The sequence below is a fragment of the Streptomyces sp. NPDC042364 genome, assembly GCF_056437585.1.
On record NZ_JBWKAJ010000009.1, the window covers coordinates 1 to 20,713 of the forward strand.

Here is a 20,713-nt window from a genome sequence, read left to right on the forward strand (position 1 = left end):
TTCGGTCTTGCGTTTCCGACTCTATCAGATCGTTTTCCGATCCGATTTCCTCGGTGCTTTCCAGGTTCCCGCTTTCGCGTTTCCCTTTCCGGCGGCTCCGACTTTATCAGAAGTTCTGAGTCGGAATTTCCACCCGGTCAGGGTGGCTCCTGACGCACAGTTGCGTCGGGTTCCCCCTGGGCGGAGCCGTAAACGTACTGGAGCGGGGCGCCCCGATGCAAATCGAGGGGCCCCGCTCCAGGCGAGCACTGACGGAGGGTCAGACCTCAACCACCACAGGCAGGATCATCGGCCTGCGGCGGTAGGTGTCGGAGACCCACTTGCCCAGGGTGCGCCGGACGAGTTGTTGCAGCTGGTGGGGCTCGACGACCCCGTCCTGCGCCGAACGCTCCAGGACTTCGGTGATCCTCGGGACCACGTCACCGAAGGCCGAGTCCTCGATGCCGGAGCCGCGGGCCTGGATGTGCGGACCGCCGGTGATCTTGCCGGTGGAGGAGTCCACGACCACGAAGACGGAGATGATGCCCTCGTCGCCGAGGATCTTGCGGTCCTTCAGGGCCGGCTCCCCGACATCGCCGACCGAGAGGCCGTCGACGTAGACGTACCCCGCCTGGACCTTGCCGGAGATCCTGGCCTTGCCCTCGACGAGGTCGACGGCGACGCCGTCCTCGGCGATGACGATGCGGTCGTGCGGGACACCGGTCATGGCGCCCAGCTCGGCGTTGGCTCGCAGGTGGCGCCATTCGCCGTGGACCGGCATCAGGTTCTTCGGGCGGCAGATGTTGTAGAAGTACAGCAGCTCGCCGGCCGAGGCGTGCCCGGAGACATGGACCTTGGCGTTGCCCTTGTGGACGACGTTGGCACCCCAGCGGGTCAGCCCGTTGATGACGCGGTAGACCGCGTTCTCGTTGCCGGGGATCAGCGACGAGGCAAGGATCACCGTGTCGCCCTGGACGATACGGATCTGGTGATCCCTGTTGGCCATGCGGGACAGCGCGGCCATCGGCTCGCCCTGTGAGCCCGTGCAGACGAGGACGATCTCGTGGTCGGGCAGGTCGTCCAGGGTCTTCACGTCCACGACCAGGCCCGGCGGGACCCTGAGATAGCCCAGGTCCCGGGCGATGCCCATGTTGCGGACCATCGAGCGGCCGACGAAAGCGACCCGGCGCCCGTACTCGTGGGCGGCGTCCAGGATCTGCTGGATGCGGTGGACGTGACTGGCGAAGCTGGCCACGATGATGCGCTTGCGGGCGCCCGCGAAGACCTGGCGCAGGACGTTGGAGATGTCCCGCTCGTGCGGGGTGAAGCCCGGGACCTCGGCGTTGGTCGAGTCGGAGAGAAGGAGGTCGATGCCTTCCTCGCTCAGCCGGGCGAACGCGTGGAGGTCGGTCAGACGGTTGTCCAGCGGAAGCTGGTCCATCTTGAAGTCGCCGGTGTGGACGACCATCCCCGCAGGGGTGCGGATGGCCACGGCCAGGGCGTCGGGGATGGAGTGGTTGACCGCGACGAACTCGCAGTCGAAGGGGCCGATGCGCTCACGGTTCCCCTCCGCCACCTCAAGGGTGTACGGACGGATGCGGTGCTCCTGGAGCTTGGCCTCGATCAGGGCGAGGGTCAGCTTGGAGCCGATCAGCGGGATGTCGGGCTTCTCGCGCAGCAGATACGGGACACCACCGATGTGGTCCTCGTGACCGTGCGTGAGGACGATGCCCTCGATGTCGTCGAGGCGGTCCCTGATGGACGAGAAGTCCGGCAGGATCAGGTCGATTCCGGGCTGCTCCTCCTCGGGGAAGAGCACTCCGCAGTCGACGATCAGCAGACGGCCGCCGTACTCGAAGACGGTCATGTTCCGGCCGATCTCGCCGAGGCCGCCGAGCGGGGTGACCCGCAGGCCACCCTCGGGGAGGGGCGGGGGCGAGCCCAGTTCAGGATGCGGATGACTCAAAAGACTCTCCTCACCACGCGCGCCACGTACCTCTGTGGCACGTGGCGCGCGTGACGTTCGTGCAAAAGCAGTTGTGTATGGGGATGCAGGCACTCGCGTCCTGCGTATTCAGTTGTGAAGCCGATGCCGCACTGTGCGATGTCAGGTTCGCGCCGCGCGAAGTCTGGTGTTAGAGCTGTACCCCGCCGGCAGCAAGATCGATCTTGAGCTGGGCGGTCTCCTCGGGCGAAAGTTCGACCATGGGGGCGCGCAGCGGTCCGGCGGGCAGTCCCTGGAGGGCGAGCGCCGCCTTGGTGGTCATCACGCCCTGGGTGCGGAACATGCCGGTGAAGACCGGGAGCAGCTTCTGGTGGATCTCGGTGGCCTTCTGGACGTCGCCGGAGACATACGCCTCGACGAGGGTGCGCAGCTCCGGGGTGACGACGTGGCCCACGACGGAGACGAAGCCGACCGCGCCCACGGAGAGCAACGGCAGGTTCAGCATGTCATCGCCGGAGTACCAGGCGAGGCCCGAGCGGGCGATGGCCCAGCCGGCGCGGCCGAGGTCGCCCTTGGCGTCCTTGTTGGCGACGATCCGCGGGTGCTCGGCGAGGCGGACGATCGTCTCGGTGTCGATGGGGACGCCGCTGCGGCCGGGGATGTCGTAGAGCATCACCGGGAGGCCGGCGGCGTCCGCGACGGCCTTGAAGTGCCGGTACAGGCCCTCCTGTGGGGGCTTGTTGTAGTACGGCGTGACGACGAGCAGGCCGTGGGCGCCGACCTGCTCGGCGGCGCGGGCCAGCTGCATGCTGTGGTGGGTGTCGTTCGTGCCGACGCCGGCGATGATGTGGGCGCGGTCGCCCACGGCCTCCAGGACGGCTCGTACCAGGTCCGATTTCTCCGCGTCGCTGGTGGTGGGGGACTCGCCGGTGGTCCCGTTGATGACCAGGCCGTCGTTGCCTGCGTCCACCAGGTGGGTGGCGAGCCGCTGCGCGCCGTCGAGGTCGAGTGCGCCGTCCGCCGTGAAGGGCGTGACCATGGCGGTGAGGACCCGCCCGAAGGGGGTCTGCGGAGTCGAGGTCGGAGCCATGGGTAACACGCTACTCGTTGCTCAGGGCGCGGTCTGCCCTCGGGGGCTGGGAAAAGTCAGGACAAATGCGGAGCCCGGCACTGCCTGCTCGGGGGTTCAAGCAGTGCCGGGTCCGTTTGATCAGGCTAGATGAACTTCACGAAATGCCGCAATACGGACACTTCGCTCGACTGACCCGTACATCTGTGCCTGGCCGAAACACATCTGTTGATCAGGGGGCGACGCGGCCGTTGGCATTGAAGGCGGCGTAGGTCAGCGGCATGAGCTCGGCCCACGCGGCCTCCATCTTCTCGCCGACCATCTCGATCTCCCGCTGCGGGAAGGACGGCACCTTCGCCAGCTCGTGCTGGGTGCGCAGGCCGAGGAAGTGCATCAGCGAGCGGGCGTTGCACGTGGCGTACATCGAGGAGTACAGGCCGACCGGAAGGACCGTACGGGCGACCTCGCGGGCGACGCCGGCGGCGAGCATCTCCTGGTACGCCTCGTAGGCGTGGACGTACGCGTCCTCCGTGATCCGGCCGACCAGCTCCTGCTGGGCCCGGGTGCCCTCGACGAAGACGTACTTTCCGGGGCGCCCCTCCTGGACGAGCTTGCGGGACTCGTCGGGGACGTAGAAGTGGGGCTGGAGCTCCCTGTAACGACCGCTCTCCTCGTTGTAACTCCAGCCCACCCGGTGGCGCATGAACTCGCGGAAGACGAAGATCGGGGCGCTGATGAAGAAGGTCATCGAGTTGTGCTCGAAGGGGCTGCCGTGCCGGTCCCGCATGAGGTAGTTGATGAGGCCCTTGGAGCGCTCCGGGTCCTTCTTCAGCTCGTCCAGGGACTGCTCGCCGGCGGTGGAGACGCGGGCGGCCCACAGCACGTCGGAGTCGGACGCGCTGTGCTTGACCAGCTCGACGGTGACATCGCTGCGGAAGGTGGGCTTGAGATCGTCGGCGGGGGTGTCGGTCACGGTGCGGATGGTCCTTCCCATTGCTGCTCTCGGGCGGCGCCCACTCTACGGCCCGGCACCGACAACGGGTCGGATGGCCTGAGTTGTACCGCCTTGTGCCCCGGTCGGACCGCTGGGAGTGGTGGGCCGGGGTGCGGCTCGGTAGCCTCACCCGGCACGACCAGTGCGTGGATTGAGTGAGGATCAGCCGTGCCCCTGCCCTTCCTGACCGCCGATCCCGCCTTCGACCAGGCGGTGGACGAGCCGCTGCCGTTCGACGACCGTGACCGCTGGCGGCGGCCCTACCGGCCCGGCCCGTGGCGGGTCGGTGCGGCCGCGCTCCTGCTGCTGCTCGCGTCGTACGTGCTGGTCGCGGCGGTCATCATCGCGCTTGCCGAGACGCCGCAGGCGGGCGCGGTCTGTTTCGGAGCGGCGCTGCTGATCATCGGCTGCGCCGTGCGGCTGCTGCGGGTCGGCATCTGGGTGAGTGCGGGGGGCGTGCGCCAGGTGGGCTTCTTCCGGACGCGCACGGCGTCCTGGGCGCCGGGCATCTCGGTGCGCACCGTGCAGCAGCCGGTGCGGTGGCTCGGGCTGCCGCGCTCCGTGCAGGGGCAGGCGCTGCTCCTCGTGCGCAGGGACCGTGTCCAGGAGTATGTGACGCCGCTGATGACCACCCACAACGCCGACTTCCTGGCGCGTACGGAGGCCTTCGACCGGGCGGCGGACACGATCGAGGCATGGGCGGCGGAGTACGGGCGCGCCGCGTAGATACGACCGAACGGGTGAGGGGGCGGTCCGCGTGTGCGGGCCGCCCCCTCACCCGTGTGTGGGTCAGGGGGCGGTCCGCGTGTGCGGGCCGCCCCCTCACCCGTGTGTGGGTCAGGCGGCCTGGATCGGCTTGCCGTCGTGGAGTGCGATGGCGCGCTGCATCGCCTTGCGGGCCCGCGGCGTGTCACGGGCGTCGTGGTAGGCGACGGCGAGGCGGAACCAGGTGCGCCAGTCGTCGGGGGCGTCCTCGGTCTCCGCCTTGCGCTGTGCGAAGACCTCGTCGGCCGAGGCACGGTCGATGCGCCCGCTCGGGGTGCGCTTCAGCTCGTCGACGGGCAGGCCGCCTTCGGCGTCGAGTTCGGCGGCGAGCTGGTTGGCCTTGCGGACGAACTGGGTGTTCTTCCACAGGAACCAGATGCCGATCGCCGGCAGGACCAGGACGGCGACACCGAAGGCGATCGTGATCGGGGTGCCGGTCTCGATGAGCATGACTCCGCGGCTGCCGACCAGGACGAAGTAGACGACCAGGACGGCTGCCGTGACGGCGTAGGTGATCTTCGCGCGCATGAGGGGTGCCGGCCGATCAGCCCAGGTCGAGGAAGTGTTCGAGGCCGAAGGTGAGGCCCGGGGTCTGCACCACGCGGCGGGCACCGAGCAGGATGCCCGGCATGAAGCTGCTGTGGTGCAGGGAGTCATGGCGGACCGTCAGGGTCTCGCCCTCGCCGCCGAGCAGCACCTCCTGGTGGGCCAGGAGGCCCCGCAGGCGTACGGCGTGGACGGGGATGCCGTCGACGCTGGCGCCCCGTGCCCCGTCCAGGGCGGTCACGGTGGCGTCCGGGGCCGGGGCGGTGCCGGCGGCTCGTCGGGCCTCGGCGATGAGCTGGGCCGTGCGGGTGGCGGTGCCGCTGGGGGCGTCGACCTTGTTCGGGTGGTGCAGCTCGACGACCTCGACGGACTCGAAGTAGGGGGCGGCGATCTGCGCGAACTTCATGGTGAGGACGGCCCCGATGGAGAAGTTGGGCGCGATGAGCACACCGGTCTCCGGGGAGCCGTCCAGCCAGCCCCTGAGCTGCGCGAGGCGCTCGTCCGTCCAGCCCGTGGTGCCGACGACCGCGTGGATGCCGTGGCGGACGCAGAAGTCGAGGTTGTCCATGACCGAGGCGGGCGTGGTCAGTTCGACGGCGACCTGGGCGCCCTGCTCGGCGAGGGTCTCCAGCTTGTCGCCCCGGCTCAGGGCGGCGACCAGTTCCATGTCCTCGGCGGCCTCGACGGCCTTGACCGCCTCGGAGCCGATACGGCCCCGGGCACCGAGGACCGCCACGCGCAGCTTGCTCATCTGTCTTGCTTCCTTCTGGGGCCTTGTGGGAGGGGTCAGGCGACGGTGTCGTGGAGTCGGGACGCCTGTTTGTCCTTGAGCGGGCCGATCACCGACAGGGAGGGGCGCTGTCCCAGCACGTCGCGGGCGACGGCGCGGACCTCGTCCGGGGTCACCATCGCTATCCGGGTCAGCATCTCGTCGACGGACATCTGCTCGCCCCAGCACAGCTCGCTCTTGCCGATGCGGTTCATGAGCGCGCCGGTGTCCTCCAGGCCGAGGACCGTGGAGCCCTTCAGCTGGCCGATGGCCCGGTCGATCTCGTCGTCGGGCAGGCCGTGCTCGGCGACCTGGTCCAGCTCGTCGCGGCAGATCTTGAGCACGTCGTGGACCTGGGAGGGGCGGCAGCCCGCGTAGACGCCGAAGAGGCCGCAGTCGGCGAAGCCGGAGGTGTACGAGTACACGCTGTAGGCGAGGCCGCGCTTCTCCCGGACCTCCTGGAAGAGGCGGGAGGACATGCCGCCGCCGAGCGCGGTGTTGAGGACGCCGAGGGCCCAGCGGCGCTCGTCGGTGCGGGCGAGGCCGGGCATGCCGAGGACGACATGGGCCTGCTCGGTCTTGCGGCCGATCAGCTCGACGCGGCCGGCCGTACGGAGGCTGCGGCGGCCCTCGCGCGGGGCGATCGGGGTGGCGTCGGTGCGGGTGAGGGCGCCCGCCTTCTCGAAGGCCGCGCGGACCTGTCGTACGACCTTGTTGTGGTCGACGTTGCCCGCGCAGGCGACCACGAGGTGCGTCGGGTCGTAGTGCTTCCTGTAGAAGCGGCGGATGCGGTCGGCGGTGAGCGCGTTGACCGTGTCGACCGTGCCGAGCACCGGACGGCCGAGCGGGGTGTCGCCGAACATGGTGTGCGCGAACAGGTCGTGCACGCAGTCGCCCGGGTCGTCCTCCGTCATCGCGATCTCTTCGAGGATGGCGCCGCGTTCGACGTCGACGTCCTCCTCGCGGATGAGCGAGCCGGTGAGCATGTCGCAGACGACGTCTATGGCGAGGGGCAGGTCGGAGTCGAGCACGCGCGCGTAGTAGCACGTGTACTCCTTCGCCGTGAACGCGTTCATCTCGCCGCCGACCGCGTCGATCGCGGACGATATGTCGAGCGCGCTCCGGCGGGACGTGCCCTTGAAGAGCAGGTGCTCCAGGTAGTGCGTGGCGCCGTTCAGGGCGGGCGTCTCGTCGCGGGAGCCGACGTGGGCCCAGATGCCGAAGGTGGCGGAGCGCACCGACGGCAGGGTCTCGGTGACGATGCGCAGGCCGCCCGGGAGGGTGGTCTTGCGGACCGTGCCGATGCCGCCGACGCCCTTGATCAGGGTTTGGGTACGGGCGACGGCCCGCGCCTCCGTGGAGGTGCGGGCCGTCGCCTTGGAGCTACGCGACGTCACTTGTCGGCGTCGTCCTTCTTCTCGTCGGAGCCGCCGTCGGACTCGGCCTCGCCCTCGATCACGGGGATGAGGGAGAGCTTGCCGCGGGAGTCGATCTCGGCGATCTCGACCTGGACCTTCTGGCCCACACCGAGGACGTCCTCGACGTTCTCCACGCGCTTGCCGCCGGCGAGCTTGCGGATCTGCGAGATGTGCAGCAGACCGTCCTTGCCCGGGAGCAGCGACACGAACGCACCGAAGGTGGTCGTCTTGACGACGGTGCCCAGGTAGCGCTCGCCGACCTCCGGCATGGTCGGGTTGGCGATGCCGTTGATCGTGGCGCGGGCGGCCTCGGCGGCCGGGCCGTCGGCGGCACCGATGTAGATGGTGCCGTCGTCCTCGATCGTGATCTCGGCGCCGGTGTCCTCCTGGATCTGGTTGATCATCTTGCCCTTGGGGCCGATGACCTCGCCGATCTTGTCCACGGGGATCTTGACGGTGATGATCCGCGGGGCGTTGGGGGACATCTCGTCCGGGGTGTCGATCGCTTCCATCATCACGTCGAGGATGTGGAGGCGGGCGTCACGGGCCTGCTTGAGGGCGGCGGCCAGGACGGAGGCCGGGATGCCGTCCAGCTTGGTGTCGAGCTGGAGGGCGGTGACGAACTCCTTGGTGCCGGCGACCTTGAAGTCCATGTCGCCGAAGGCGTCCTCCGCACCGAGGATGTCGGTGAGGGTGACGTAGTGCGTCTCGCCGTCGATCTCCTGGGAGATGAGGCCCATGGCGATACCGGCGACGGGGGCCTTCAGCGGCACACCGGCGTTAAGCAGCGACATGGTGGAGGCGCAGACCGAGCCCATGGACGTCGAGCCGTTGGAGCCGAGGGCCTCGGACACCTGGCGGATCGCGTAGGGGAACTCCTCGCGGGTCGGCAGGACCGGGATCAGGGCGCGCTCGGCGAGGGCGCCGTGGCCGATCTCGCGGCGCTTCGGGGAGCCGACGCGGCCGGTCTCGCCGGTGGAGTACGGCGGGAAGTTGTAGTTGTGCATGTAGCGCTTGCGCGTCACCGGGGAGAGGGTGTCGAGCTGCTGCTCCATGCGGAGCATGTTGAGGGTGGTGACGCCCAGGATCTGGGTCTCGCCACGCTCGAACAGGGCGGAGCCGTGCACCCGCGGGATGGCCTCGACCTCGGCGGCGAGCGTACGGATGTCCGTGACGCCGCGGCCGTCGATGCGCTTCTTCTCCTTGATGACGCGCTCACGGACCAGGGACTTGGTCAGCGAGCGGTACGCGGCGGAGATCTCCTTCTCGCGGCCCTCGAACTGCGGGAGCAGCTTCTCGGCGGCGAGCGCCTTGACGCGGTCCAGCTCGCTCTCGCGCTCCTGCTTGCCGGCGATGGTGAGCGCCTGGGCGAGCTCGTCCTTGACGGCGGCCGTGAGGGCCTCCAGGACGTCGTCCTGGTAGTCGAGGAAGATCGGGAACTCGCCGGTCGGCTTGGCGGCCTTCGACGCGAGGTCGGACTGGGCCTTGCACAGCACCTTGATGAAGGGCTTCGCGGCGTCCAGACCGGCGGCGACGACCTCCTCGGTCGGCGCCTCGGCACCGCCCTGGACCAGCTTGATGGTCTCCTCGGTGGCCTCGGCCTCGACCATCATGATCGCGACGTCGCCGTCCTCCAGGACACGGCCGGCGACCACCATGTCGAAGACCGCGGACTCCAGCTCGGTGTGGGTCGGGAAGGCGACCCACTGGCCGTTGATCAGCGCGACGCGGACGCCGCCGATCGGGCCGGAGAAGGGCAGGCCGGCCAGCTGGGTGGACGCGGACGCGGCGTTGATCGCGACGACGTCGTACAGGTGGTCGGGGTTGAGGGCCATGATCGTGGCGACGACCTGGATCTCGTTGCGCAGGCCCTTCTTGAAGGACGGGCGCAGCGGGCGGTCGATCAGGCGGCAGGTGAGGATGGCGTCCTCGGAGGGGCGGCCCTCACGGCGGAAGAAGCTGCCGGGGATCTTGCCGGCGGCGTACATCCGCTCCTCGACGTCCACCGTGAGGGGGAAGAAGTCGAGCTGGTCCTTGGGGTTCTTGGAGGCGGTGGTGGCCGACAGCACCATGGTGTCGTCGTCCAGGTAGGCGACGGCGGAGCCGGCGGCCTGGCGGGCCAGGCGGCCCGTCTCGAAGCGGATGGTGCGGGTGCCGAAGGAGCCGTTGTCGATGACGGCCTCGGCGTAGTGGGTCTCGTTCTCCACTAGCGTTTTCTCCGTTACTTTGTCGTCTTTTGCCCCGCGCTGTCCGTGTGACAGGGGGACGGTGGCGGAGAAGCGCTCCGTGCGGTGCGGGCCGGTCTTCGATCGAAGCACCCGGGGTTCGCTGCCCCGGGGGCCACTACCGAGGACCGGCGGCGGCTTGGTGCGCTTCTCCTCGTTCGGTCGCGTGCGGCCACCCCTTCTCGGGTGCCCCTCACGCTGCGTCGTCCATATGGCGTTGTGCTACCACACTACAAAGGGGTGGTGACACTCCGCACGTTTCCGTCCGTGCGGCAAGGTCCGTATGTACGGCAAAGGGAGCGGCCCCCGATCGTTTCGGGAACCGCTCCCTTCACGGCGTCTTACTTGGCGCCGGCCGCACCGCGGCGGATGCCGAGGCGGTCGACCAGCGCACGGAAGCGCTGGATGTCCTTCTTGGCCAGGTACTGCAGCAGACGGCGGCGCTGACCGACCAGGATCAGCAGACCACGACGGGAGTGGTGGTCGTGCTTGTGGGTCTTGAGGTGCTCGGTCAGGTCCGAGATACGGCGCGAGAGCATCGCGACCTGGACCTCGGGGGAGCCGGTGTCGCCCTCCTTGGTACCGAACTCGGCGATGATCTGCTTCTTCGTAGCGGCGTCGAGCGACACGCGATACTCCTCTTGAGTCTCTTCGATGCCATCGAGTGCCCCTGGTCTTCGTCTCAGGGGAGCTTCTGTGACTCGGGTGGCGGGGATCCGTCGGCGCTGCCTCCGGGGTCCTCGAAGAGGTCCGGGGATGCGTACACAGACGGCCGTCACACAGCGTACCAGTACGGAGGGGCCGCTCTGCCCGGGGGCTCAGCCGGTGCTTCCGTAGCCCAGCGCGATCGGTGTCTCCCGGCCTTCCTCTGCCTCGTCCGTCGACGCCTGGACGGACCTGACGTACATGAAGAACCGGCCGTGCTCGTACATGAGCCCCGTGTGGCCGTCCTCGTAGCGCCGGATCCCGGTCGCGCTCTCGGTGGCCGCGGGGAAGGCCAGAAGAAGCGTTTCCTTGCCCGATGAGGGGTCGATGGTGACCGCCGCGCTGGGGCCGAACTCGCCGCCCTGCCGGTAGGCGATCAGCCGGTCGCCGCTCATGCGCAACGGGTACAGCGGCCGGCCGGGCCTGCCGTCGAACTTGAGACCGCTCTTCCCGGTGTCGAGGTCGTAGGCGACGATCTCGTTCGACACCTCCCCCTCGACGGTCTCGTCGGTGAGGAGCCGCTCCCGGGTGGCCATGAACAGCTGCCGCTCGCCGACCACGACTCCGTCGCAGGTCTCGACCAGTCCCCGTGCGGTCGGGTCGCACAGGGTGCTGTAGCGGTCGACGTTCGAGGTGATCGAGGAGCGCAGCGTGCCGTCGTCTTGGAGGACGATCAGGGCGTTGATGTCGTGACTCTCGGTCTCACCGGCTTCCAGGGCCAGCACCGGCGGCGAGGCGGAGGCCAGTCTGACGCCTTTGATGCCTTTTCTGACGTCGTAGGTCCACCGGCCGCGGCCGGTGCGGGGATCGACCTTCTGGACCTTGTACGTCACCTGCCCGTCGCGGCAGATGCGCAGTGCCAGCAGGCCCTTGCCGCCGGCCAGCCCCATGTCCTCGCAGCCCGCCGCCGAGGCCGCCTCCTTCCGGGACCAGAGCAGCCGGCCGGCGTCCATGCCGTACCCCAGCGAGGTGCCCATCCAGCTGGCGGCGACGACGCCGCGGGTCAGGGTGATCTCGGCGGCGACGGGGGCGCGGCCCGTGGGCAGACCCGTCTCCCAGAGCTTCTCGCCGGTGTCGAGGTCGATGAACGCGACATGGTCGCAGGGCATGCCGGTGTTGCGCTCCGACGTCTCGTCGTCCCCGACCATGGTCTTGCCCGAGTACGCCACGGCGGTGCGGTTGTCGGTGGTGACGTGCTTCGCGGCACCGCAGACCGGGCCGGGGAAGCTGAGCTTCCACTTCGGGTCGCCGCTGTCGATGTCCAGCGCGGTGATGTCGCGGCTGAGGGACTTCACGAGGAGGCGGCCGGTGGCCCAGGTACCGAGTGACGACTGGTACGCGCCGGGGGTGAGTCCGTTGACGTCGTACTTCACCGCGAGCGCGGCCTCGGGCGTCCTGGGCGCCGTCTCGACCGTCTCGCGTATGTCGTCCGGGGACCGCCCGGCCGCCGCGGTGTTGTCCGCCTCGGTTTCGTCGCCGCCCGAGGACACGGTCCAGACGGCGCCGGCGAGCAGCGCGGCGGCGGTGGCCGTCGCGGCGACGAGCCGAAGTCTGCGCAGCCTCCTGCGGCGTTCGGCCTCCAGGGTGGAGGCGGTGTAGGGCGAAGGGGAGGTGCCGGCGTTCACGTTGCGCCTCCCGGGTCAGCCGGTCATGGCGCGGACGGCGCCGTAGACGCCGAAGACGGCGAGAGCCAGCGGGATCAGCGTCAGCAGGACGAACCCCTCGAAGATCTCCAGAAAGCGGCCCCAGAACGGGGTGAGGCCCTGACGGGGGACGATCAGCCCGATCGCGGTGGCCAGCGCGGCGATGGCCGCGATGGCGGCGGCCAGCCAGATCGCGCGGATGTACAGGCCCGTGCCGTCGCCGGCCAGGGCGTCGCGGATCAGGGAGTGCGGTGGGTTGAGCGCCAGACCGAGGCCCAGCAGCACGAGGGAGCCGAGCCCCGCGGCCAGACAGGCCGCGACCTGGGCGGTGTAGCGGAAGAGCTGGGCACGCATCAGGAGCGCGACGCCCGTCGCGAAGGCGAGGAGCTGGCCCCAGACGTCGTCGGAGAAGCCCAGCACCGCCGCGGAGGCGACGGCGATCAGGGCGCAGCCGCCGACCAGGCCGACCAGCAGTTCGTGACCGCGGCGCGCCTGGGCCTCGATGCGGGCCGGGTCGACCGGCTCCGGCGCGACGGCGGGGTCGTCGCCGTAGGCGCTGCGCTGGGTGCTGGGCGGCTCGTAGCCGATGGGCAGGCGGGCGAAGCGCATGGACATGCCGGGCAGAAAGGCCAGCGCGACAACCGCCAGAGGGGCGCACAGCGCGGCGATCTCGGTGGGCGTCCACTCCATGAGGATCGCGACGAACACGGTGACCATGCCGACCGCCGAGGCGAACAGGCAGGCGACGAACGGGCCGTCGCCGCGCGGCGAGCAGACCGTGAGCACGACGGAGGCCACGAGCACCGAGGCGAGGGCCAGCAGGAACTGGAGCTTGCCGACGCCCTGGCCGTCCGCGGGCGGAAGGAGGCCGGAGCCGCCGACCGCCACGTTCGCGAGGGCGGCGAGCCCGAGCGCGACGGCGGAGGCACGGTCGTCGTAGACACGGGCCCGTACGGCCGCGAGGGCGACCAGGAGCACGCCCACCACGGCCGCGAGGACGCCCGGCAGTCCGTTCATGTCGTGCCGCGGATCGGCGGACCAGGCCACGAAGGCGAGCAGCGTGGGCAGCACGCCTCCGCCGACGAGCCCGGCGGCACGCGTCAGGTCGCCGCTCCACAGCCGGTGGTCGCGGGTGACGGCGGAGGCCACGGCTTCGGAGACGTCGTCGAAGACGGCCGGGGGGAGGGAGTCGGCGAAGGGCCGCAGGGTGAGGAGTTCGCCGTCGAGAATGCGCTGGGCGGCGAACGAGCGGGCGCTGTCGAGGACCGTGCCGTCGCGGCGCACCAGGTGGTAGCCGACCGGGGCGCCCTCGGCGGGGCTCTGCCGGGAGAGCCTGAGGATCTCCGGGCACAGATCGGCGACCGGCACGTCGTCCGGCAGGGCGACGTCGATGCGGCTGTCGGGCGCGACGATGGTGACCCGGCAGAAGCCCAGCCCCGTACCGGCCCCGGCAGGGGCTCCCTGACCGGGCCCGCCGGCTCCGGCTGCCGTCGCGGAGGCCGTCATGCTCACCTGCTGCTCCCCCTCGGTGTTGGTTCCGCGTCTGCGGTGTGAAGGTCCTGCGCCGTTTTCCCGTGGTCGCCTCGCGGGAGGTCCGGTGAGGCGGCGGAAAGCGGTCGGTGCGGTCGGCGTCGGGTGTCCGGGCGGCTCCGCATCCCGCGGAATGCCCTGTTTCGCCGACCTGATCGGCGTGTGCTCACGCGAATCAACCGGCACCCTACCGCCCGCCGGTGTGACACGAAGTCAGTAGGATCACGCGGCGGCCCGCGTCCGCCCGACACGGGGCGGCGGACGAACTCCGGGTCCGGCAAGGGAATTGGTGAGCGGTGAGCCAGATCGTTGTGAAGCGTCCACCGAGGGCGCTGCCGTCCGAGGTGCCGGCGAACGAGGTCGTCCTGCAGCCTCCGCCGGAGTTGCCGCGCGGCCAACAGGAGAGTGTGCTGCTGCAGTTGCTGCCCACGCTCGGCATGGGCGGCTCGGTGGTCTTCTTCTTCATGAGCGACAAACCGTTCATGAGGGTCATGGGCATGGTGATGATCGCGTCGACCATCGCCATGTCCATCGCGATGGTCGTCCGCTATCGCCGTGGTTCCCAGACGCAGTTGGCGGACATCCGCCGCGACTATCTGCTGTACCTCTCGCAGGCCCGGCGCTCGGCCGTCGAGACGGCCAGGAAGCAGCGCGACGCCCAGTACTACCTGCATCCCTCCCCCGACCAGCTGTGGGCGCTGGTCGCCGAGGGCAGCCGGCTGTGGGAACGGCGGCCTGGTGACGAGGACTTCGCACAGGTGCGCATCGGTCTCGGGCCGCAGGCGCTGGCCACGGCCCTGGTGCCGCCGGAGACCGGGCCGGTGGAGCAGCTGGAGCCGCTGTCCGCGGGGGCGATGCAGCGTTTCATCGCCACGCACGACACTCTGGACGACCTGCCGATGGCGGTGTCGCTGCGCGCCTTCTACCACGTCACGATGGCCGGCGAGCCCGAGTCCGTACGGTCCTCGGCGCGTGCCCTGACCGGCTCGCTGACGGCGCTGCACTCGCCCGCGGACCTGATGATCGTGGTCATGGCCGGGCGGGAGGCCCTGCCCCACTGGGACTGGGCCAAGTGGCTGCCGCATGTGCAGGCGCCCGGTGCCACGGACGGCGCGGGCAGCCGCCGGCTGATCGGCGGCGACCCCCGTGCGCTGGAGGATCTGCTGGCGGCCCGTCTGACCGGCCGCCCCCGCTTCCATCCCACCGCCGCACCGCTCCCCGAGGAACCGCACGTCGTCGTGGTGCTCGACGGGGTGTCCCTGCCGCCGGACTCCGTCCTGGCCTCGCCCGAGGGTCTGCAGGGTGTGACCGTCGTCGAGGTCACCCCGGGCGAGCCGAGCGGTGCCCGGGGTGACCTCTCCGTCGTCGTGCGCCCGAGGTCGCTGCGCCTGGAGTCGGGGCAGGGTCTGGTCTACGAAGGGGTCCCCGACGCGCTGTCCTACGAGTCGGCGGAGGCGCTGGCGCGGCAGTTGGCCCCGCTGCGCATGGCCGCGGGCGGGGACGACGACGAACCGCTGCTCGCCAACCTGGAGTTCACCGATCTGCTCGGCCTCGGGGACGCCGCGTCGGTGGACACGAGCCGGACCTGGCGGCCGCGCGCGCTCGCCGAGCGGCTGCGGGTGCCGATCGGTGTGGGCGAGGACGGCCGGCCCGTGATGCTCGATCTGAAGGAGGCCGCGCAGGAGGGCATGGGCCCGCACGGTCTGTGTGTCGGTGCCACGGGTTCCGGCAAGTCGGAGCTGCTGCGGACGCTGGTGCTGGGCCTCGCGGTCACCCATTCCTCGGAGACCTTGAACTTCGTCCTCGCGGACTTCAAGGGCGGCGCGACCTTCGCCGGTATGGCGCAGATGCCGCACGTCGCGGCCGTGATCACCAACCTGGCCGACGATCTCACCCTGGTCGACCGCATGGGCGACTCCATCCGGGGCGAGCTCAACCGCCGCCAGGAGATGCTGCGCGACGCGGGCAACTACGCCAACATCCACGACTACGAGAAGGCGCGCGCGGCGGGTGCTCCGCTCCAGCCGATCCCCTCACTGGTGCTGGTGATCGACGAGTTCAGCGAGCTGCTGACCGCGAAGCCGGACTTCATCGAGATGTTCGTGCAGATCGGCCGGATCGGGCGGTCGCTGGGCGTGCATCTGCTGCTCGCCTCGCAGCGGCTGGAGGAGGGGCGACTGCGGGGTCTGGAGACGTACCTCTCCTACCGCGTCGGTCTGCGGACCTTCTCCGCCGCCGAGTCGCGGGCCGCGCTGGGTGTGCCGGACGCGTACGAGCTGCCGAACGTGCCGGGTTCGGGGTTCCTGAAGTACGGCACGGACGAGATGGTGCGCTTCAAGGCGGCGTACGTGTCCGGGGTGTACCGCGCCGGTTCCGCGGGCGCGGTCACCCCGGGCGGGCCTCTGCCGGTGGACCGGCGGCCGGTGCTGTTCACGGCGGCCGAGGTGCCGGTGCGGTACGTGGCGGTGCCCCGGCCGCGTACGGAGCCCGGATCGAACGCGCCGGACACGGACGACGCGCTGGCCGACACCGTGCTGGACGTGATCGTGCGCCGGCTGGAGGCTCAGGGACCGGCGGCGCACCAGGTGTGGCTGCCGCCGCTGGACAGCCCGCCGTCGCTCGACGGGCTGCTGCCCGGCCTCACGGCGGTGCCGGGCCGGGGGCTGACCCAGCCGGGGTACGAGGGCGCGGGCCGGCTGGTCGTCCCGGTGGGCATCGTCGACAAGCCGTTCGAGCAGCGTCGGGACCCGCTGTGGGTGGACTTCTCCGGTGCGGCGGGCCATATGCAGATCACCGGCGGCCCGCAGTCCGGCAAGTCGACGCTGCTGCGCACCCTGATCTCGTCGTTCGCGTTGACGCACACGCCGTACGAGGTGCAGTTCTACGGGCTGGACTTCGGCGGCGGCGGTATGTCGGCGGTGGCCGGGCTGCCGCATGTGGGCGGTGTGGCGTCACGGCTCGATCCGGAGAAGGTCCGCCGCACGGTGGCCGAGGTGTACGGCGTGATGACGCGCCGCGAGGAGTACTTCCGGTCGGCCGGCATCTCGTCGATCGCGGAGTTCCGGACCCGGCGCGCCCGCGGCGACATCGCGGTCACCGACCAGCCGTGGGGGGATGTCTTCCTGGTCATCGACGGGTGGGGCAACTTCCGGTCCGAGTACGAGGGTCTGGACCAGGTGGTCCTCGACATCGCGGCACGAGGGCTCGGGTACGGCATCCACCTGGTCCTGAGCGCGTCGCGTTCGATGGAGGTGCGCTCGAACCTCAAGGACCACATCATGAACCGTCTCGAACTGCGGCTCGGCGACGCGATGGACTCCGAGATCGACCGCAAGGTGGCGGTGAACGTAGCGACGGGTGTGCCGGGCCGGGGCCTGTCGCCGCAGAAGCTGCACTTCATGGCGGCGGTGCCGCGCATCGACGGACTCACCTCCGACACGGATCTGGCGGACGCGACGACCGCGCTCGCCGCCGAGGTCGCGCGGCACTGGGAGGCTCCGGGTGCGCCCGAGGTCAGGTTGCTGCCCCGGCGGGTGCCGGTGGACCAGCTGCCGCCGGGTGACCGGTTCCCGAGGCAGGGCGTCGCGTTCGGCCTCGACGAGGACAGTCTCGAACCGGTTTTCGTCGACTTCGAGCAGGACCCGTTCTTCCTGGTCTTCGGCGAGAGCGAGTCCGGCAAGTCGAATCTGCTGCGGCTGCTGGTCAAGCAGCTGACCGAGCGCTACTCCGGTGATGTCTGCAAGCTGTTCGTCGTCGACAACCGCCGTTCGCTGCTCGACGTCACCCCGGCGTCCCATCTGGCCGAGTACATCCCGATGTCCAACGCCATGGACCACCACATGACGGCCCTGGCGGACCTGATGAAGCGCCGCACGCCCACCGCCGACGTCACCGCGCAGCAGCTGCGGGACCGGAGCTGGTGGCGTGGGCCGACGGTGTACGTGGTCATCGACGACTACGACCTGGTGTCCACGTCGAGCGGCAACCCGCTCAGCGGCCTGACCGAGCTTCTGCCGTTCGCCCGTGACGTCGGTGTGCGCTTCATCATCGCCCGTTCCACCGCCGGCGCGGGGCGGGCCTCGTACGAGCCGTTCATGCAGAGGATGAAGGAACTCGGCGCACAGGGCGTCGTCCTTGCGGGTGATCCGGGCGAGGGTGACCTCCTCGGCGGTGTCCGGCCCCGGCCGATGCCCGCGGGCCGCGGGATCTTCGTGTCCCGGCGGCGGGGGAAGCCCTTGGTCCAGACGGGGCTCGTACCGGTAGAAGACTTCTGATCCGACCGGAAGGGAGTACGCCCGTGGCGTGGGACGAGTGGGAACGGCTGAAGTCCGAGGCGGCGGAGCGCCCGTCGGCGGGGATGCGGTTGAACCAGGTGGAGCCCGGCAGTGGGTCCCCGGCGGCCGAGACGTACGGGGATCTCAAGGTCGGTCAGGACGACCTGGCGAACATCGGCCGGAAGGCGTTGGACCTCTACGAGGACCTGTGGGACAAGGGACGCCGAGCGGTCCCCACCAGTGACAAGGCCGCGGAATCGCTGTCCAGGAGCGGTTTGGCGCTGGGCGGTGGGCTGCGGCATGCGGCGACGCGTTGGGACGAGCAGGTCTCCTCCCTGCGCGAGGCGTGCGCGCACATCTCCAACCACATGACCGTGAGCACGAAGCTGCACTCGGGGAACGACAATTACGTCCACGGGCTGATCAGCAGCATCGACACGCTCGACGCCGGATTCGACGAACGGGTGGGCGCCCGCGGCGAACCCAACCCGGTGTACGGCGACTCCGGTGAGAAGAAGGACAAGGGCTGATGGACCTCGACGCTCTGCGCACCGCCGACTTCGGTCTGCTGGACGACGCCGTCGATGACTGGTCGACCATGGTCAAGGACTTGGAGACGCTCAAGGAGGACGCCGAGAAGGGCCTCAAGGGCGCCGCCGCGAAAGCGAACTGGGCGGGCTACAACGCCACCGTCACCAAGGAGTTCATCGGCAAGACGGCCGGGGAGTTCGCGGACGCCCATGTGCAGGCCAGGACCATTCGGAACATCCTGCGGGACACCTGTGCCGAGTTGAGGGAGTACCGGCGGCAGCTCAACGCCGCCATCGAGCGGGGCCGGCAGAAGAATCTCACCGTCATCGGTCACGACGGCGGGTTCACCGTCACGTCGAACGTCCCCCCGGAGGGACGCGCCCATGCGGACAAGGACAGTCGGAGCGACATCGTCGCGCTGCGGGACGAGATCCAGGAGATCCTCGACAGGGCCACCGAGAGCGACTCCTCGGCCGGCACGGTACTCAGGGCCATCGCCGACCAGAGCGAACTGGGCTTCTCCGACGCGAACTACCAGGACCGGGACTCGGCGGCCAGGGCGGTCAAGGAGGCGGACGCACTGGCCCGGCTGGCGAAGAAGAACCCCGAGGACCTGACGGTCAGGGAATTCGACCGGCTCAGCGCGGGTCTCAAGAAGTACGGCAGGGACGACCTCTTCGCGGAACGGTTCGCCACGGGGCTCGGGCCGAGGAAGACACTGGAGTTCTGGACGGGAATCACCGGTCCGAGCGGCAACTACGAACTGGTGCGGGATCGCGGCGACCGGTTCGACGATCTCCAGCGCCATCTGAGTCTCACACTGGCGGGTGCGTCGCAGAGCGACTCGGCCGCCATGGCCGCATGGAAGCGCGACATGATCGGCCTCGGTGAGACCCGTGTCGGGGCCGGCGGCATGGGGCCGACGGGCTTCCAGGTCATGAGCAATCTGATGCGCGTCGGCGACTACGACGACGCCTTCCTCGACCGGTACGGCACCGAGCTGATGGCCGCCGAGCGCAAGCTCACGGGCAACGGCGAACGCGACAACCTGGTCTGGCAGTACGGCGGGGCGGCGGGGACGTCCCAGTACCTGAACCGCATCGGAGAGGACAGCGGGGCCGACCCGCTGACGGGTTTCCTGAAGGGACTGTCCAACAGCCCGGACGCGGCGACGTCGTTCCTCAACCAGGAGTACGTGTCGAGGAACGACCCGGACAACCCGTTCGAGCGGGACACGGACGACGACGGCTACAAGGGCAAGGTCACGTTGTCCAACTTCCAGTACCTCTTCGAGGAGAGGGACTGGCCCAAGGAGAGAAGCTCCGACGGCGATGACCTCCACACCGGCCAGAACAATCTGGCCCTGGCCCTGGAAGCGGCCACCACGGGGCATCCGGCAGGCGAGATGCCCACGGCCGACACTCCGGCCCACAACGCGGAGCAGGCGAAGCTGGTGGAGTCGCTCGTTCACTCGATCTCCGAGGACCCGTCACGGCTGACGGACAAGGGCTATATGTCGGACAGCGTGGGGCAGATCGCGGCGGAGTATATGCCGGATATTCATCGGGGGCTGCATGCGAGTTTCGACAGCGGCGATTCCCTGTTCCCCATCGCCGGAACCGCGGCCAAGCTGGGAGAGCAGGACCTCACTCGATTCCTTTACGCTCTGGGGAGGAACCCTGAAGGCTACACAGCCGTAAATCTGGGCCAAAACAGCTATACGACACAGTTGATGCACTACCACTTCGAAAATCCCGAAGCGTATGTGGACGATCACGGATACGACCAGCCCTATCGCCTCAAGGCTGGAATCGAGGAAATCGCTCGAACCGCAGGTCAGGTCGAAGGGATCATCGGTGCCGGCCGCGCCTACGAGGGAGAGATCGAAGGGGGCGCCAAGGACGCGGACTACAACTCCGCTCTGGAACACGCCGGTACCTGGGGCGGCACTGCCGTGGGCATCGGAGTCGGTCTGGCCACAGCGCCGTTCGTCGGGCCCGGTGGGATCGTCGCCGGCGGTGTGGCCGGCACTGCGGCCGATGAGATCATCGGGGCCATCACCGGCGGCATGGCGAAGGATTCCTCCGGAGATGTCATCTACCGGAACGGTCAGCAGTTCCAGGACGCGGCGGACTCCACCTACCGGATGGTCGAGGAGGCCGCCAGAAAGGCCGGCGAGAATTCCGGTCACCGCTCGCCGATGATCGAGGCATCCGTTGCGAGCGCGGCACAGGATGGCTTCGACACCGCAAGAACCCATATCCACGATTACATCAGCGGTGAGGGAATTCCTGGGCAACTGGAAAAGGAAGATTGACCC

At 69.5% G+C, this 20,713-nt stretch carries 14 protein-coding genes; 4 read left to right on the plus strand and 10 right to left on the minus strand.

The window, feature by feature from the left end:
- Window positions 1-259 precede the first annotated feature (259 nt).
- From AC067N_RS19415 to thyX, 3 genes are all read right to left on the minus strand, one after another.
- Window positions 260-1,945, minus strand: coding sequence for a ribonuclease J (locus AC067N_RS19415; protein WP_478680128.1), 1,686 nt, complete (start codon window positions 1,943-1,945; stop codon window positions 260-262).
- A 169-nt stretch (window positions 1,946-2,114) separates the two neighbouring features.
- On the minus strand, window positions 2,115-3,014 hold the full coding sequence (gene dapA, locus AC067N_RS19420) for a 4-hydroxy-tetrahydrodipicolinate synthase (protein ID WP_478680129.1): 900 nt from the start codon (window positions 3,012-3,014) through the stop codon (window positions 2,115-2,117).
- Window positions 3,015-3,225: 211 nt separating this feature from the next.
- Complete coding sequence (gene thyX, locus AC067N_RS19425) at window positions 3,226-3,966, minus strand: FAD-dependent thymidylate synthase (protein WP_478680130.1); 741 nt, start codon at window positions 3,964-3,966, stop codon at window positions 3,226-3,228.
- A 189-nt stretch (window positions 3,967-4,155) separates the two neighbouring features.
- Between thyX and AC067N_RS19430 the strand changes: the two genes are divergently transcribed.
- Entirely contained in the window at window positions 4,156-4,713 is a 558-nt protein-coding gene (locus AC067N_RS19430; RefSeq protein WP_478680131.1) for a hypothetical protein, read from the plus strand.
- Between the two features lie 111 nt (window positions 4,714-4,824).
- Here the strand turns inward: AC067N_RS19430 and AC067N_RS19435 are convergent, their stop codons facing one another.
- The 7 genes from AC067N_RS19435 to eccD form a co-directional block, all read right to left on the minus strand.
- Window positions 4,825-5,280, minus strand: coding sequence for a hypothetical protein (locus tag AC067N_RS19435; protein ID WP_478680132.1), 456 nt, complete (start codon window positions 5,278-5,280; stop codon window positions 4,825-4,827).
- Between the two features lie 16 nt (window positions 5,281-5,296).
- Window positions 5,297-6,049 carry a 4-hydroxy-tetrahydrodipicolinate reductase gene (gene dapB, locus AC067N_RS19440; protein ID WP_478680133.1) on the minus strand — a complete coding sequence of 251 codons (753 nt, stop codon included), beginning with the start codon at window positions 6,047-6,049 and terminating at the stop codon, window positions 5,297-5,299.
- Between the two features lie 35 nt (window positions 6,050-6,084).
- On the minus strand, window positions 6,085-7,464 hold the full coding sequence (locus AC067N_RS19445; protein WP_478680134.1) for a M16 family metallopeptidase: 1,380 nt from the start codon (window positions 7,462-7,464) through the stop codon (window positions 6,085-6,087).
- Window positions 7,461-9,692, minus strand: coding sequence for a polyribonucleotide nucleotidyltransferase (locus tag AC067N_RS19450; RefSeq protein WP_478680135.1), 2,232 nt, complete (start codon window positions 9,690-9,692; stop codon window positions 7,461-7,463). The genes AC067N_RS19445 and AC067N_RS19450 overlap by 4 nt, the downstream gene beginning before the upstream one ends.
- 359 nt (window positions 9,693-10,051) lie before the next feature.
- Window positions 10,052-10,339, minus strand: a complete 288-nt coding sequence (gene rpsO / locus AC067N_RS19455) for a 30S ribosomal protein S15 (RefSeq protein ID WP_073949078.1) — start codon at window positions 10,337-10,339, stop codon at window positions 10,052-10,054.
- A 189-nt stretch (window positions 10,340-10,528) separates the two neighbouring features.
- Window positions 10,529-12,040, minus strand: coding sequence for an outer membrane protein assembly factor BamB family protein (locus AC067N_RS19460; RefSeq protein ID WP_478680136.1), 1,512 nt, complete (start codon window positions 12,038-12,040; stop codon window positions 10,529-10,531).
- A 15-nt stretch (window positions 12,041-12,055) separates the two neighbouring features.
- The gene (eccD, locus tag AC067N_RS19465; protein WP_478680137.1) at window positions 12,056-13,570 is read right to left on the minus strand and encodes a type VII secretion integral membrane protein EccD; all 1,515 of its coding nucleotides are present in this window, start codon (window positions 13,568-13,570) and stop codon (window positions 12,056-12,058) included.
- Between the two features lie 314 nt (window positions 13,571-13,884).
- On the opposite strand from eccD, the gene eccCa reads away from it, so the two are divergent.
- Genes eccCa through AC067N_RS19480 form a run of 3 tightly spaced genes read left to right on the plus strand, consistent with a single transcriptional unit; the run spans window position 13,885 to window position 20,710 of the window.
- Window positions 13,885-17,862 (plus strand): type VII secretion protein EccCa, encoded by a 3,978-nt coding sequence (gene eccCa, locus AC067N_RS19470; protein WP_478680138.1) that lies wholly within the window; start codon window positions 13,885-13,887, stop codon window positions 17,860-17,862.
- A 23-nt stretch (window positions 17,863-17,885) separates the two neighbouring features.
- Window positions 17,886-18,392, plus strand: a complete 507-nt coding sequence (locus AC067N_RS19475; protein ID WP_478680139.1) for a hypothetical protein — start codon at window positions 17,886-17,888, stop codon at window positions 18,390-18,392.
- The gene (locus tag AC067N_RS19480) at window positions 18,392-20,710 is read left to right on the plus strand and encodes a DUF6571 family protein (RefSeq protein ID WP_478680140.1); all 2,319 of its coding nucleotides are present in this window, start codon (window positions 18,392-18,394) and stop codon (window positions 20,708-20,710) included. Before AC067N_RS19475 ends, AC067N_RS19480 begins: the two co-directional genes overlap by 1 nt.
- Window positions 20,711-20,713 lie beyond the last annotated feature (3 nt).